At 35.3% G+C, this 14,838-nt stretch carries 18 protein-coding genes and 1 riboswitch; of the genes, 14 read left to right on the plus strand and 4 right to left on the minus strand.

The genetic code is table 11. The annotated features are described in order from the left end of the window. Nucleotides 1-15: 15 nt before the first annotated feature. From AC1DJR_RS05660 to AC1DJR_RS05685, 6 genes are all read left to right on the plus strand, one after another. On the plus strand, nt 16-231 hold the full coding sequence (locus AC1DJR_RS05660; protein ID WP_060750108.1) for a hypothetical protein: 216 nt from the start codon (nt 16-18) through the stop codon (nt 229-231). Nucleotides 232-416: 185 nt separating this feature from the next. Then, nucleotides 417-749 carry a hypothetical protein gene (locus AC1DJR_RS05665; protein ID WP_429686574.1) on the plus strand — a complete coding sequence of 111 codons (333 nt, stop codon included), beginning with the start codon at nt 417-419 and terminating at the stop codon, nt 747-749. Nucleotides 750-926: 177 nt separating this feature from the next. Continuing rightward, on the plus strand, nt 927-1,421 hold the full coding sequence (locus tag AC1DJR_RS05670) for an LPXTG cell wall anchor domain-containing protein (protein ID WP_429686575.1): 495 nt from the start codon (nt 927-929) through the stop codon (nt 1,419-1,421). A gap of 89 nt (nt 1,422-1,510) precedes the next feature. Continuing rightward, complete coding sequence (locus AC1DJR_RS05675) at nt 1,511-2,131, plus strand: class D sortase (protein WP_477002191.1); 621 nt, start codon at nt 1,511-1,513, stop codon at nt 2,129-2,131. Between the two features lie 53 nt (nt 2,132-2,184). After that, nucleotides 2,185-2,874 (plus strand): response regulator transcription factor, encoded by a 690-nt coding sequence (locus tag AC1DJR_RS05680; protein WP_477002192.1) that lies wholly within the window; start codon nt 2,185-2,187, stop codon nt 2,872-2,874. Further along, nucleotides 2,871-4,781, plus strand: coding sequence for a sensor histidine kinase (locus tag AC1DJR_RS05685; RefSeq protein WP_429686578.1), 1,911 nt, complete (start codon nt 2,871-2,873; stop codon nt 4,779-4,781). Before AC1DJR_RS05680 ends, AC1DJR_RS05685 begins: the two co-directional genes overlap by 4 nt. A 209-nt stretch (nt 4,782-4,990) precedes the next feature. Here AC1DJR_RS05685 and thiT read toward each other — a convergent pair whose 3' ends face one another. Continuing rightward, a complete protein-coding gene (thiT, locus tag AC1DJR_RS05690) occupies nt 4,991-5,650 on the minus strand; it encodes an energy-coupled thiamine transporter ThiT (RefSeq protein WP_477002193.1) in 660 nt (219 codons plus the stop codon). A gap of 86 nt (nt 5,651-5,736) precedes the next feature. After that, a riboswitch (TPP riboswitch) is annotated at nt 5,737-5,838 on the minus strand. 194 nt (nt 5,839-6,032) lie between these two features. Between thiT and AC1DJR_RS05695 the strand changes: the two genes are divergently transcribed. Genes AC1DJR_RS05695 through AC1DJR_RS05705 form a run of 3 tightly spaced genes read left to right on the plus strand, consistent with a single transcriptional unit; the run spans nt 6,033 to nt 8,438 of the window. After that, the gene (locus tag AC1DJR_RS05695; RefSeq protein ID WP_000060510.1) at nt 6,033-6,260 is read left to right on the plus strand and encodes a FeoA family protein; all 228 of its coding nucleotides are present in this window, start codon (nt 6,033-6,035) and stop codon (nt 6,258-6,260) included. Then, entirely contained in the window at nt 6,257-8,245 is a 1,989-nt protein-coding gene (feoB, locus tag AC1DJR_RS05700; RefSeq protein WP_429686580.1) for a ferrous iron transport protein B, read from the plus strand. The genes AC1DJR_RS05695 and feoB overlap by 4 nt, the downstream gene beginning before the upstream one ends. Nucleotides 8,246-8,261: 16 nt before the next feature. Beyond that, nucleotides 8,262-8,438 carry a FeoB-associated Cys-rich membrane protein gene (locus tag AC1DJR_RS05705; RefSeq protein ID WP_000989602.1) on the plus strand — a complete coding sequence of 59 codons (177 nt, stop codon included), beginning with the start codon at nt 8,262-8,264 and terminating at the stop codon, nt 8,436-8,438. Between the two features lie 177 nt (nt 8,439-8,615). Here AC1DJR_RS05705 and AC1DJR_RS05710 read toward each other — a convergent pair whose 3' ends face one another. Further along, nucleotides 8,616-9,194 (minus strand): lipoprotein BA_5634 family protein, encoded by a 579-nt coding sequence (locus AC1DJR_RS05710; protein WP_060750100.1) that lies wholly within the window; start codon nt 9,192-9,194, stop codon nt 8,616-8,618. A 411-nt stretch (nt 9,195-9,605) separates the two neighbouring features. Here AC1DJR_RS05710 and AC1DJR_RS05715 point away from each other — a divergent pair, with 411 nt between their 5' ends. The 4 genes from AC1DJR_RS05715 to AC1DJR_RS05730 all read left to right on the plus strand — a co-directional run bounded on the left by AC1DJR_RS05715 (nt 9,606) and on the right by AC1DJR_RS05730 (nt 12,118). Next, nucleotides 9,606-10,271, plus strand: a complete 666-nt coding sequence (locus AC1DJR_RS05715; protein ID WP_002015754.1) for a PspA/IM30 family protein — start codon at nt 9,606-9,608, stop codon at nt 10,269-10,271. A gap of 82 nt (nt 10,272-10,353) precedes the next feature. Next, on the plus strand, nt 10,354-10,758 hold the full coding sequence (locus AC1DJR_RS05720) for a DUF350 domain-containing protein (RefSeq protein WP_429686581.1): 405 nt from the start codon (nt 10,354-10,356) through the stop codon (nt 10,756-10,758). A 21-nt stretch (nt 10,759-10,779) separates the two neighbouring features. Further along, nucleotides 10,780-11,286: a DUF4178 domain-containing protein gene (locus AC1DJR_RS05725; protein WP_002015752.1), complete on the plus strand. Its 507-nt coding sequence runs from the start codon at nt 10,780-10,782 to the stop codon at nt 11,284-11,286. Between the two features lie 13 nt (nt 11,287-11,299). Next, nucleotides 11,300-12,118: a DUF4247 domain-containing protein gene (locus AC1DJR_RS05730; protein WP_477002194.1), complete on the plus strand. Its 819-nt coding sequence runs from the start codon at nt 11,300-11,302 to the stop codon at nt 12,116-12,118. Between the two features lie 289 nt (nt 12,119-12,407). Here the strand turns inward: AC1DJR_RS05730 and AC1DJR_RS05735 are convergent, their stop codons facing one another. Beyond that, nucleotides 12,408-13,280 (minus strand): YitT family protein, encoded by an 873-nt coding sequence (locus tag AC1DJR_RS05735; protein WP_429686583.1) that lies wholly within the window; start codon nt 13,278-13,280, stop codon nt 12,408-12,410. Between the two features lie 197 nt (nt 13,281-13,477). On the opposite strand from AC1DJR_RS05735, the gene AC1DJR_RS05740 reads away from it, so the two are divergent. Then, on the plus strand, nt 13,478-13,852 hold the full coding sequence (locus tag AC1DJR_RS05740; protein ID WP_060750096.1) for a zinc ribbon domain-containing protein: 375 nt from the start codon (nt 13,478-13,480) through the stop codon (nt 13,850-13,852). A 45-nt stretch (nt 13,853-13,897) separates the two neighbouring features. Here AC1DJR_RS05740 and AC1DJR_RS05745 read toward each other — a convergent pair. Next, nucleotides 13,898-14,838, minus strand: a 941-nt coding sequence (locus AC1DJR_RS05745) for a YdcF family protein (RefSeq protein WP_477002195.1), incomplete at its 5' end; no start/stop codon positions are given.

Raw genomic sequence — 14,838 nt, forward strand, 5'->3', positions numbered from 1 at the left:
CCATAAAGGGTGATTATGATGAAAAAGAAACAGTATACAAGTGTAACATTTATAAAAGCATTGCTTTTAACAATTGTTCTTGGCATGTTGGCTTACATAATTGATGTACCTGCAATTCGGATTTCACTAATTGGAATGACTTTAGTATTAGGCGCAATTTCCCACGGTATGATGTCGCAGCTGCAAGAAGCTGGACTTGATGATATGAAAGATCCTATAGATAAGAAATGAGAAACCTTCACGTATATAGAGTGAAGGTTTTTTCGTTTCTTACAAAAATGTAAGGTGATTTGTAAGACAAATCGATAGTTGCATAGTAGTGTTTTGGATAAACTATAAGTGTAAGGTAARAGGCAAGCATATTTTAGGTAAATTAAGTTTTAGGCACTCTATATGTGAAAAAGGAGTAGGAGGGCATGGAGAAACATTGGACGACCTTTTCTTTTTTAGCAACTAGTAACACCGTAATGCTAGCTGGAGAAATGGATTTTTTGCATACGTTTGATCGAGAAGACGATCATTCTTCTTCTAAATTTACAATGAAATGGAGTAAGTGGAGCGATAGTTGTAAATTGGAAGAAGAGGCCCCTAACGAAAGGCAAAAAATTATTTTAACAAATCCTATTAAAGCATGGGTCGTTCAATGTAGTAAGTGTAACGTCAAAAATCACTTCAAGAAAACTGAGCCGAGACAATTAGTTATCACTCCGGCCCTTTCTACTTCTCAATCACGCGAAAGTAACAAATAAATATCGAGACACACACCCGAAAAAACATCGTATATATTACGGTGTTTTTTTATTTTTCTAAAATGAAATCTTTAAATGAAATATATTTCATCTGCATCTTATATTTATATCTCTTGTTTATTCTAGTAATACATCCGATGCGACGTGATGTAAAACGTATAAGAGGAGAGAATGAAAATGAAAAAAAAACTATTACCAATTTGTGCAATAGCACTTTTAACAGTAGGATATTCTTCAGTAGCGAGTGCGGATACTGGAACATTAACAAAGGAAGAAGCGGCGCAAGTGCAGCAAGATGCAGCTAAAAAAGAAGAAGCAATTAAAGTACAGCAAAAAAATGATGTAGAGAAAAAGGAAGCGGCACAAGTACAAGAAAAAAGTGATATGGCTAAAAAGGAGGAAGCAATAAAAGCCGGACAAAAGAATGATACGGCTAAAAAAGAAGTAGCGCCACAAGTGCAAGAAAAGGAAGCTATTGCAAAAAAAGAAGAAGCAATTAAGGCCGGGCAAAAGAATGATGCAGCGAAAAAGGAAGTAGCAAAGCCAGCTGTACAAGGTGAAAAATTACCAAACACAGCATCAAGTAATGTAGCAATGATGGCATTAAGTGCATGTCTTGTAGGGATAGGGACATTATTTGGTTTGAAGCGTCGTAATAAAGTTAAGGCGTAAATAAAATATTTTTCTATAAAGAATGGGATAATTTCATATATTAAAAATGGTAGGTTATTCCTACCATTTTTTGCATGGAGGGATGGAACATGAAGTTACTCAATTATATCGGTATCATATTGATGGCCATAGGGCTATTCATGGGATCGTATTACGCTGTGGAATGGTATAAAGGAAAAAGCTCTGCTCAAGAATTAACGAAAGAAGAAATAAAGAGCCTTAAAAATATACAAGATAATCAACTTTCACATGAAACACCTGTAACTTCCCAAGTACCTTCTTCTCAAACCGAGCATAAAGAAGGAGAAAAGGTAGCAATGTTAAATATACCGAAAATAAAGAAGAAGTTTTCTATATATTGGGGAGCGAATGATGCAACTTTGAAAAAAGGAGTTGGTATGTTCGTTAGTGATTTAACGACAACGCCATCTGGAGGAGGACATACTGTACTGAGTGGGCATCGAGATACTGTATTTACAGATTTAGGRGAGTTAAAAGAAAAGGATAACCTTATTTTGGAGTATGATAATAAAAYTTACACATACGAAATTCAAAAGAMATGGATTACACATGCGGATGATCGCACTGTTATTGTGAAAAAAGAAGAACCGACATTAACAYTGACGACTTGYTATCCATTTGATTATATAGGGGATGCACCGGATCGATATATTATCGAGGCAAAGTTAATTACGAGYAATTCAAMATAAATTATAGAGCTTTGAATAGTAATTTCTTAAAGCGAGAGGGGGAGACATAGATTATGTCAAAAAACATTTTAATTGTTGAAGATGAAGATATTTTACGCGAAATATTAAAGGATTACTTTTTGAGTGAACAATATAAAGTACTTGAAGCGAGAGATGGAAAAGAAGCTTTAGTCTTATTTGAAGAAGAAGAGGTCGATTTAGTTATACTTGATATTATGTTACCAGAACTAGATGGATGGTCTGTTTGCCGAAGAATTCGTAAGACGTCCGGGGTTCCAATTATTATGTTGACGGCACGTGTTGATGAAGATGATACGTTACTTGGGTTTGAGCTTGGGGCAGATGATTATGTTGCGAAACCATATAGTCCGCCTATTTTATTAGCGAGAGCGAAAAGGTTGTTGGAAAGTAGAMAAGCAWCAAAGAAACCTTTAGARAATGAAGATGATACGTTATCAATTCATGGCATTCAYGTCCATTTTCCGTCACGTACTGTTACTGTTGATGAGGCAGACATTAGTTTAACACATACAGAATTTGAAATATTAGTGTATTTCATGAAAAACCAAGGAATTGTACTAACAAGAGAGCAATTAATTTCAAGAATTTGGGGATATGAGTTTGCTGGGGATGATCGCACAGTAAATAGTCATATTCGTAATTTACGAAATAAATTAGGAGAGAAAGCAAAGTGCATTACAACTGTAGTGCGAACCGGTTATAAATTCGAGGGGAACATATGAGAAAAGGGATTGTACTTAAATTATTTGCCCTTACAACAGCTCTATGTATGTTGATTTTAGCGACGATATTTATTGGACAAACGATATTTTTTAAGCAATATTATGCGAATCGAAAAGTGGAAGATATTAAAGTGAATTTAAATTCTTTTGAAAAGAACTATTTAAATTATGCAGGAAGTGCAGATGGAATTCAGAAGCTGGAGCAAGACTTTTTAAGAGAAAATAATACGTGGATTACAACATTAGATCAGAATGGGAATTTAAAACATGCGGATGATTTTTATGTGGAGATTACTTTAGAGCGTTTGGCAGAGAAACAATTTGGACAAAAAACAATCACTATTCCTCTGTATAACCTCATGAATATAGATGAGATTGAAAGTAGGATACTACCTAGTTTGGTAGGAAAAAAGGTTTATTTTAGTGGTTTGCTAAGAAATGACAGTTTCATCACATCATATTTACAGTCAGCAGAGGGGAGTTTGAGTTGGGCTAATAAACCACTAAGTAAGAAGTTAGCTGAAAGGGAACTTAAGGCAAGTGAGGAAAAGCCAAAAGTAGCACAAGATTTAATCGGTGAGGAAAAGCCAAAAGTAGCACAAGATTTAATCGGTGAGGAAAGAGAAAAAGTTGCTGGGAATTTGAGTGATTTGGAGAAGAAGAGGGTTGCTCAAAATTCCGATTTCAATATAAATGGGACAATTACGAAAGTGCAGCCTTCTGATGGAACAGTTCCCGTAAATCCAATTTATAAAAACAATTTATTTTTGGATAATATAAAAGAATTTCAAGCTGATTTATTATTAAAAGAAAGCAATCAAATAAAATATGCAACACAAATAATGGACTATGAAAAAAATGATATAAAATATAAATTATTAATTAAACCAAAAAAAGAAAAAGACGGATCGGTAACATATATATATGCGATGGCTTCTTTACAGCCTGTAGATGAGGCTGTACAAATGGTGCAAGATTATTACATCTATATTGTTGCATTTGTAGTCATTCTAATTTTTCTAGCCTCATTTTATTACTCAAAACAAATTGCAAAACCGTTACTAAAAATAAATGATACAACGAAGAAAATAGCTCATTTGGATTTCACAGAAAAAATTCCGATTACTTCAAAAGATGAAATTGGTGATTTATCGCAAAATATTAATACATTATCTAATAAACTACATTCACATATTGGACAGTTAGAACAAGATATTGAAAAAGAAAGAAAGTTAGAAAACACAAGGAAAGAATTTATTGCGGGTGTATCGCATGAACTAAAAACGCCGCTGAGTATTATGAAAAGCTGTATTTCCATTTTAAAAGATGGGGTAGCTGAACATAAGAAAGACTACTATTTTCAGGCGATGGAAAAAGAAGTAGACAAGATGGATATATTAATTTTGGATATGCTTGAATTAGCTAAATTTGAGTCTGGCACATATAACATGAAGATGGATTCTTTCTATATCGATGGAGTGATTGAAGAAATATGTGAACAGCTTTCATCGGAGATAGAGAAAAAAGAACTGAGTGTGCACAARCATATATGTCCAGCTGAAGTGGTTGGRAATCAAAATAGAATTGAACAAGTAATWGTGAAYTTYATTACGAATGCAATACGTTATACACCAGAAAAAGAAGATATTATTATTTCCGTAATAGATGAGAAGAATCGTATAGAAGTGTGTATTGAAAATAAAGGTTCCCATATTGAAGAAGAACAATTAGATAAAATTTGGGATCGTTTTTATCGCGTGGATGCGTCACGGAAACGTTCACAAGGTGGAACAGGGCTTGGCCTTGCGATTTCAAAAAATATTTTAGAACTGCACAATGCTGAATATGGGGTAAAGAATACAGAAGATGGTGTGTTATTTTACTTCTATTTACCGAAAAAAGCGTAGACAATACATCTTACGCTTTTTTTAATTTAATTTCATATTATCTTTACCTAATCTTTATTTTGGAGCAGTATAATTTGAATAGAAAATGAGGTTATGTAAGGAGTAGATTAGCCGTAAACAGCAATTTACTAGGTGTGATGGTATTTATTTTCTTTTGTGCATTTATTGTATTTATTATTGATATTACGATATGAAAAAAAGAGCGCTAATTAAGCGCCCTTTTTTTGTGAATTCATTTGATAAGCACCAATGCTTTTGAATAAGCGTGGTGAAGTTGTAAATAAAAGAATTAGTAATACAGTACATAGTATGAAAGAACCGATCATRGTACTRCCGTTTACAATTAATGAATATARSACAGCTGATTGTCCTTTAGGTGCATATTGACCAAAGAAAATAATACCAGCAATAAAGTGACAGAAATAGCGTGCAAAGCTGCCGACAAATGTGGCAAGGATAATGTAAACAAGTGCTTTTTTTCCTTTGTTTTGTTTWGSTTTATCTTTGCGACTACCAAAACTTGAATGCTCTGCATTACTGWTGTCTGAGGCAAGTGCTTTTTGAATTGGACGATAGAATAAACCAGCAAAGCCGATAAAGGCAAAGGCAATGAAGTACTCAATGAATGCTTGAACTGGTGTTAGAATGTAAGCATCGCCTACGACAATTTGTAAAAGCCCCCAAATTAAGCCTCCTAAGAAAGCCCTTTTGAAGCCCCAGCGGTATGCGATAATAAAAATAGGAATCATAGCAAATGAGATGGAACCGCCTGTTGGAAGTTTAATTGATAATGGTAGAATGTCGATAATCAAGGCGAAGGCTGCAAGAATAGCAGATTCGATCATCGCTTGTAAATTGGTGTTACGCATGTTGTCTCCCCCTAAATCCAAGTTGCACAAAAAAGAACATTATCATAGGAGGATACGAAATACGTAAATAAAAAAAGAGGTGTGTATTTCGGACGTTTGCACAATTCCTGCGTTAGCATTAACTAACAGGTTCGAAGGGTCGGAACGAAATGTTCCCTCTCAGCGGCAAGGCTCCCCCTGTGATAACGAGATTCTTTATTTGTTATTATTTATTGTAAGTGAAATGGATGAGAATGGCAAATATACTTTGTATGACAATTATTGAAATAGAATTGTATTGAAATGTTAATAAATATGAAGCAAAAAGATATAGTCCAAGTGAAATAGAGTATGATATAATTTYTTTGAAAATAATTATCATTCTCTTCTGAGGGGGAAGGTTATGAGCTTAGTAGATATTAAAATTGGTGAGAAAGTGTTAGTAAAAAGTATTCAGTCGTTAGATCAGTTATTAAAGCGTAGATTAGCTGCTTTYGGTCTKGCGGAAGGAAGCGARCTTCGCATAAAACAGAAAGCGATGTTTAAAGGTCCTTGTACATTGGAGTGTCGTGGGCAGTTAATTAGTATTCGTCATTGTGACGCGAAAATGATAAAGGTGGAATTAGCGTGAATAAGGTTGCTTTGCTAGGGAATCCGAATACAGGGAAAACATCATTATTTAATGCACTTACTGGTTCTTATGAGTATGTAGGAAACTGGAGCGGTGTAACAGTAGAAAAGAAGGTTGGTAAATTAAAAGATAAGCAAGGAACATTAATTGATTTACCAGGCGTGTATGATTTGAATCCAGTTTCACGTGATGAAGGTGTCGTTACGAATTTTCTACTAACAGATGAATTTCATCATATGTTAAATATAGTGGATTCTTCTCAATTTGAGCGAAATATGCATTTAACATTGCAATTACTTGAATTTGGTAAGCCCGTTTCAATTGGTTTAAATATGGTTGATGTGGCAAAGCAAAGAGGAATTGTGATTAATGTAAAAAGGTTATCAGAAATATTAGGTGTAACAGTCGTTCCTGTCATCGCAAGGACCGGAAAAGGCTGTGAAGAATTACTTACTACTCTTCATGAAGAGAAACAAAAAGAGAAAAAGCCATTCATTATTTCATATGGTGTACAAATGGATGAAGGRATTGGAGAGGTAATCGCTCTTTTAGAGACAGCGAATTATGAGCATCCGAGATGGTTAGCCCTTCAATTTCTAAGCAATAACGAAGTAGTAGAAAAAGAAATGAAAGCATTACCAATTTATAAGGAACTTATGGCCATTCGATCTCGTTTAGATGGAAAACTTGATTGTACGTTGGAGGAGCACATTTACAAGACTCGTGAAGCGTATATTGAAAAGTTAAAAACAAATGTTATGCAGCATGAGAAAGAAGGGGAAATTCCTTTCTCGGAAAAAATCGATCAGTTAATTACACATAAAATTTTAGGACTTCCAATCTTTTTAGCAGTTATGTTTTTTATTTTTCAGGTTACGTTTACGTGGATTGGTACACCTTTATCGGATATGCTTGATGGTTTTTTTGGCGGACAACTTACTGATTGGGTTACAGCTGGGCTCACAAGTGTTGGCGCTTCTGATTTTATTCAAGCGCTCGTTACAGAAGGTATTATTGCCGGCGTTGGTGCGGTATTAGTATTCGTTCCACAAATCTTTGCACTATTCTTCTTCATTTCATTATTAGAAGACTCAGGATATATGGCACGAATTGCAGTTGTTATGGATAGAATTATGGAGTTTTTCGGTTTAAACGGAAAAGCATTTATTCCGATGATTATCGGCTTTGGATGTAACGTTCCAGGTATTATGGCAGCGAGAACGATTGAACAAGAAAAAGAAAGGTTACTTACAGTTCTTGTAACACCGTTTATGTCTTGTTCGGCACGTTTACCTGTATATGCACTATTTGCGGGAGTTTTCTTCCCTCATAGTCAGGCGACTGTTGTGTTCTCTTTATATATCGCAGGGATTGTTCTTGCATTACTCGTTACAAAGATTATGTCTCTTACTATTTTAAAAACAGAAAAATCTATTTTTGTAATTGAACTACCACCTTACCGTGTGCCGCAAGCGAAAACGTTATGGCTGAGCACGTGGGAGAAAGGTAAAGGATTTGTTCGTAAAGCGGGTACATTCATCTTCGGTGGTTCTGTTGTCATTTGGTTATTAAACTATGCAGGTCCATCAGGATTTGGTGTTGATATGGGAGACAGTTTCTTAGCGATGATTGGTGGATTTATCGCACCACTTTTTGCACCGCTCGGTTTTGGAACGTGGCAAGCTGCGGCATCCCTTTTAACAGGATTTTTAGCGAAAGAAGTTGTCGTTTCTACGATGGCAATTATTTATGCAGTTAAAGAAGATGTGCTAGGAAATGTAATGGGAGCACATTATACTGCGCTATCAGCCTATGCATTTATGTTCTTTATTTTATTATATGTTCCGTGCTTAGCGACAGTAGCTGTTATTAAACGTGAAACAGGATCGATGAAATGGACAGTTTTCTCTGTCGTTTATCCATTAGTTGTTGCTTATGTATTAACGCTCATTATATACCAAGTTGGGTCCTTACTCGGATTCTAGAAGGAGATGTATCGCGGTGATGGTCAATATTATAATTGGAGCTATCATTTTTGGTTATGCAGCATATACGTTAGTTAATTTTGTAAAGAGAAGTAAAAAGGGAAAATGCGCAGCATGCTCTTTAAGTAAGTCATGTCAGTCACAAACTTGTAGTCCAGATATGGAGCAAATTGCTCATAAAGTGAAACTTTAATCAGTGGGGGGTGTTCATCCCCCACTGATTGTTAGCCCTCACCAATCGGGCATTTACGGACAGTAAGACTCCCACCTAACTTCTTCGCTCCAGCCGAATTTTGAGGTGGGAGTCTTACTGCCCACAAATAGCGGGATAAATAGAAAAAAGCTTTGCGAATTTCGCAAAGCTTTTTTATTATTTCTTAATTTTTACAAGTTGTGCTCCTTCTACACCATTTTTTCCAGGGAATTCTTTACTAGGGTCTTTATCAAATTTTAATACACCTACAGATTTTTCTTCACCTTTTACATTGCCGTAAGTTGCATCATCAACAATCGCGAACATATCTGCATATGCACGGCCACTACCGATAATTGTGTTGCCTTCATATTTTAATTTCGCGCCATCAATTGTAGCGTTTTCTACTTTATTTTTTGCGAATAACACGCCTTGTTCTGTTGTTACAGCTGGTAATTTATCAAGTGGTTTCGTGTCGTCTTTTTCATCAACTTTTTGTAGTAATTCTTTCTTAACAAGTTCTTCACCAGTTTTCTTATCCATTACAAGAACTTTTTTATCTTCTAGCGTTGTAAGCTTCATTTTGTATACATCTTTTTCTTTTACTTCTTTTTTATTTTTATCTGCAATTTGCGCTACTTGCTCTTCTGTTCCATATAATACAAAGCCGTTTGCTTTTTCTCCTAATAAAGAACAACCTGATAATGCTCCGAATGAAATTGCTGCTGCTAACCCGATTCCTACTAATTTTTTCATGATGATTTCTCCTTTTTATCTGCTTTATAGTAAATACAGTTTTTGTATTAGTTCTTCCATTTTGAGAAGCTTGTTTATTTTTCCATTGCTTCTGGTATTAGTGTATAAGAAATATCGAAACGTAACTATCGRRTTAGCTTACAGTAACATTACAATWATGTAATTTAGTGAAARTRCRTAAAAATAAGTCAATTCTAAAGAGGGTTAATGAGAATATATTAGGAATACAATGTTTTATCTGGAATGTCATATTATATTGTCTATATTTTGGAAATAACATGTAAGGACATCTTAGTTTTGTTATAATAAACACATAGGCTGTAAAAATGAATATTCTTTACTGTAAAGGGAGATTTTTAAATTTCCAAGTAGTGAATTTGAAATATGAGGTATATCATAGGAGGAATTTGGATGTCTGTATTTAAACGATTACGAGATTTAACAATGTCGAATGTGTATTCATTAATTGAAAAAGCTGAAGATCCAGTTAAGATGACGGATCAATATTTACGCGATATGCAAGCGGATGTACAAGAAGCTGAGAAAAGTGTAGCAGCTCAAATTGCACTTGAGAAGAAATTCAAAATATTATTTGAAGAGCAAGAAGCACTTGTGAAAAAACGTGAAGAGCAAGCTCATATGGCTGTTCAAGCAAGCAATCTTGACCTTGCGCGTCGTGCTCTTGAAGAAAAACAAAATGCAGAGCAAAAGATGAATGAGTATAAAGCGAGCTATGAGCAAAACAAAGCAGCTGCTGATAACCTTCGTCTTAAGCTAGAAGAAATGCGTAAGCAATTAACAGAGCTGAAAAATAAACGTGAAACACTTGTTGCACGTGTAAATGCAGCGAAAGCACAAAAGAATATTAATCAGGCGATGTCTGGATTTGATTCAAATTCAGCAAAAGCTGGTTTAAGCCGTATGGAAGAGAAAGCACTTCAATTAGAGGCTGAAGCAGAAGCAAGCGGTGAAATTTACAAGAAAGAAAAGTCGTTAGATGATGAATTCGCAAGCTTAAACAAAAATTCTGTTGTTGACGATGAATTAGCTCGTATTATGAAGCAGTACGAGAAATAATATATAGAATAGACAAAGAAACCGACATGTCTGAAGAGAATTCATGTCGGTTTTCTATTACTTTTTTAGAGGAGGTTTTGTAATGACGTGGATGAATGTTTTAGCTATGCTTGTATGGACTGGAGCGAGTGCGGTACTTTTATTTGCAATTATGTGGGTTGATTCGATTTTTACAAAATACAATGATTTAAAAGAAATGAAAAATGGAAATACAGCAGTGACAACGCGTTTCGTTATGAAATTATTTGCGCAAGGGTACATTTTATCTCAATCTATAACGAAATCGAATGACTTATGGCAAGCGCTTCTTGCCTCAGCAGTTTCATTCGTTATTTTATTAATTGTAGAAATGTTCATTGAGTTTGTGTTAAAGAAAATGTCTGGTTTAGATTTAGAAGAAGGAACGAAAGAAGGCAGCTTAGCACATGCGTTGTTAGCTGGTTCATTACATATCGTTGGTGCACTTATTTTAGGTGCTTGTTTATAAAGAGAAAAGGAGGGGTAGATTGTGAGTTTATTTAAACGTATTAAAAATATAATGAAGAGTCCGGAGCCGCCGAAGCCAGAAAAGAGTCTTTTAACGTTGGCTCCTGGCGATATGATTGAAGTCTCGTTAGTCATGTACGAATTAACTGGGAAAACGAGCATGCATTCTCGCAAGGAGATTATTTTAACTTTGCAGGATGGGAAAGATATTCGTTATTTGAAAATTGAAGACCGTGAAAATACGTATTACAAATTGTATACACCGATTGATGGTCGTTTAGATTCAATCGATGAAATTCCGACGACGATTGAAATGGATGATATAGAGTATCATATGGAAGAACAATATAATGGACGTGTTGTTGTTATGGGGAAAACACCATTCGCTGCTTCAGAAGAACAGTACGTATGGGAATTCCAATCTGATAACCGCAAATTATTACGTGTTGAATGGCAAAATGGTCGCACAATGATGTATGAGGGAGAAGTAATTATTCCTGCTGATGTACAAATCATAAGAGCAACATAAGGGGGGCGTAATCATGTCAAACCGATTGTTTACCATGATTAAATCGTTCGTGATCCCTATACTTGCTATCGTTACATTACTTGTTATTGCCGGTTATGCTTTATCGGGCTGTCAAAGTGGTCAGGCGAAGTCAATTCAGGACCGTTATCCGCTAGAGTCTGTCGCAAAGGATGGTAAACAAGAATCTTACGTGTATAGGGCCRCCAATCGGTCAGTTCCTGAAGTTGCAAAGGAACTTATAGCCGAAAGGAAACCGAAGCAAGCATCTAAAGAAGACGAAAATCAAATGTTCCTCGTTTATTCTGATAAAATGTATAATTTACAAAAGGATAAAGAGAAACCATCTGATACGTTAATTGAAATAAGTAATGAAGAATTTGTCCGTCAAAATTACCAACCATCCTTCTTACAAGGATATATTATGGGGAGTATATTAAACGATATATTCGGTTCACGAAAATCAWCATACGGTGATTATCGCGGATATAATGACAGACAAAATCATAAACCGGTTATCCCGGAAAGACCACCTACGAAAGAAGAAAAGAAAACCCCACCTCCAATTACGAAGGAAGGGAAAGGATCTATTATTAAGCGAGGCGATAATGTAGATTCGAAATCATCTGTAGGTGATAAAGGAAGTATTACCGAAAAAGGAAGTAAAACGACGCCTCCGCCTTCTACCGGAAGTAAAGGAAAAATCACGAAAAGTCCAGGTGGCTCGAGCGGATCTGATGTGAAGCCGAAATCATCCATTAAAACTCCACCAAAGAATACGTCTCCCCCGAAAACAAGGGTTGGCGGTTCAGGGAAAATTATGAAGAGAAGATAGTGTAAGGACCGAGAAGAGAAATTTTCCTTTTCGGTCTTTTTTTTATGGGGATTTATTCCTTGTAACTGGTACAATTCATACATAGGGGGGATTGTTATGACTATGTATAAAAGATTTAGTTTGATTATGTTCCTCGTCTTATTCTTGAGTTTGTTCATTAGTACAATGATGAAATTTCACTTTATCCCGCATTAACGGGCAGTAAAACACAAAAACTGATAACAGTAGTAACTTAATAATAAAAAGAGGCTGTGCCAAAATTTTGGCACAGCCTCTTTTTTCATAATGATTAATGAATATCATGTTTCTTGAAACTACCGCCTTTTACTTCTGCTACGTCATAAACTGTAATAAAGGCATTTGGATCAATTTCATGAATAAGTTCTTTCATTTTACTTTCTTCTAAACGGTTAATTACACAAGAGATTTCTTTAAATTTCTCTCTTGAATAACCACCRTAWACTTCRTTRTAYGTTGCGCTTCGGCCTAAACGATCACGAATTGTTTCTACTATTAATTCAGGCTCTTTTGTAATGATTTTAAACGTTTTAGAACCACTTAAACCTACTTCAACAATATGAATCACTTTAGAAGCGATAAAGTAAGCAATCGCCGAAAGGATAGCTCCTTGAAGACCAAATACTGTTGAGACAAAAATAAAGACAAACATATTTAAGAATAAAATAAGGTCACTTGTTCCAAATGGTAACTTTCGAGAAAGTAACACAGCTAGCATATCGATTCCATCTAATGCSCCRCCGTTACGTAAKGCRAGTCCCATACCRAAACCGATAATAATACCACCGGCTACAGTAATTAAAAGTGTATCGCCCTCAATAATTGTTGGTACTCCGTGCATGAGAACGGTACCTACTGCTAGCGAAGCAATCCCGATAATAGAATAAATTGCAAAGCTTTTACCGATTTGTTTATATCCTAACCAAACGAAAGGGATGTTAACGACTGCGATTAGAAGTCCTAATGGTAACCCGAATAATCTTGAACTAACGATACTTAACCCAGTTACACCACCGTCTGATACGTTATTTGGAATTAATACGGCTTCTAATCCGTATGCTGTGATAAATGCCCCAATAATAATCATCAAAGCTTTTGAAGCGATTTTTAGCTTATTGGGCTTGTTTCTGATAATTTTCTCCATGTAATTTCCTCGTTTCAAACTAGTTTCTTATTTGTTACGTAATTCACACCTAAACTCCATTTTAACATTTAATTTGAAAAAATTCTCCTTTAATGGATGTATGCAGGGGATATTATCACCATATTATTAATTTAAATACGCCTGTAGTTGATAAGTGAGTGGTCATAATTTGATATAAACAAGTGGGAATGAACAGTATGGATATGTACACTTGGGACGTTGATCTTAAGGAGGGATTCTGTGAGATACTGTACGCGAAATGTGGAAATGAAACGAACGATGGTAATAAGTTTTGTGGACAGTGTGGAGAGAGTCTTAGTTATGCAGCAGTTAAGGGAAATCCAGTAAATCGTCATTCAAATAGTGATATAGAGGTGTTTTCATTAGTTGGTTTTATAACAGGATTAATATCTTGGTTTATTAATTTGTGGGGACTTGTTGGCATTATAGCTATCGTTTTTTCTATATTAGGTTTAAATAAAAAGGTGACAGGGACTAGTAAAGTGTTTGCTATCATAGGAGTTGTTTCTGGAATTATTAATGTTCTGTATGCGTTTATGTTAATTATTTAACTAAAAAATGCCCCTCTTTCATGAAAAGGGGCATTTTTTTAGTTATTAAGAAACAATAAAACTAAGCACGGATACGAATAAAGCAAATCCTAAAACCGTTCCGCAAACTTTCATATGACGTTTACGTCCCATCACAACAATTGCGACATATTCGCGAATCATTGCATTAGGCCAGTAATAAAATGCAGTTTTTGATCCGATCCCTTGGCTATTAAGACCAGCTTGTTTTGCATATATACCAGCACGGAAAAGGTGGAAATTATTCGTTGTAAAAATACTTCTATACTTACCTTCAGGATTTAAAGAATCCATAATTTCTTTAGAGAACGACATATTTTGATACGTGTTTACAGAGCGATTTTCTTGCACTGTATGTTCAAGCGGAATTCCTTTTTCAACAGCGTACTTTTGCATCGCTTCTGCTTCCGGAAGCCCTTCATCTGGACCTTGTCCACCAGAGAAAATAATTGTTGGTGGTGTATTCACAGCAGCTTGTTTCCAGTAAAAGTCGATTGCTTTATTAATACGACTTGCAAGTAACGGTGGTACTTTATCATTAATTAAGCCGCTGCCAAGAACGATGATGAAATCTTGATTACGCCTTGGTCTGTTGAATTGGTATAGAAAATAAGCCGTTAAGAAGTTAGATAGGTGTATAAAGAAATATACGGTTATAAGAGAAATACCAGCAAAAATAGGCTCTAAATGTGATGAGAACAAACTTGCTGAACTTATAAAAGGGAGTAACATACAGAATAGAATACCTAAAGCAGCAATGAGTGTTAAACAGTTAGTGAAACGTCTTCCTTCTCGTTTCATTAAAATTCTAGCATTAAGAAATAGCCCAAACATTAAAGCAACAACACCGAAAGGAATCATAACGATAAGTGCTAAAATAGGTAAGACTATTATGTAGCGCAGGGCATCATTACTTGAGTCCCAAGATACAAGCATACAAAAAAGTGCTTGTATCTTGGGACTCAAGT

The sequence above is a fragment of the Bacillus sp. 05T31 genome, assembly GCF_056396725.1.

Bases quoted from the DNA above. Each gene is read 5' to 3' on its own strand.
- AC1DJR_RS05710 (WP_060750100.1), bottom strand. From the start codon at position 9,194: ATGAAAAAATTAGTAGGAATCGGGTTAGCAGCAGCAATTTCATTCGGA.
- AC1DJR_RS05665 (WP_429686574.1), top strand. From the start codon at position 417: ATGGAGAAACATTGGACGACCTTTTCTTTTTTAGCAACTAGTAACACC.
- AC1DJR_RS05670 (WP_429686575.1), top strand. From the start codon at position 927: ATGAAAAAAAAACTATTACCAATTTGTGCAATAGCACTTTTAACAGTA.
- AC1DJR_RS05715 (WP_002015754.1), top strand. From the start codon at position 9,606: ATGTCTGTATTTAAACGATTACGAGATTTAACAATGTCGAATGTGTAT.
- AC1DJR_RS05720 (WP_429686581.1), top strand. From the start codon at position 10,354: ATGACGTGGATGAATGTTTTAGCTATGCTTGTATGGACTGGAGCGAGT.
- AC1DJR_RS05660 (WP_060750108.1), top strand. From the start codon at position 16: ATGATGAAAAAGAAACAGTATACAAGTGTAACATTTATAAAAGCATTG.
- AC1DJR_RS05740 (WP_060750096.1), top strand. From the start codon at position 13,478: ATGGATATGTACACTTGGGACGTTGATCTTAAGGAGGGATTCTGTGAG.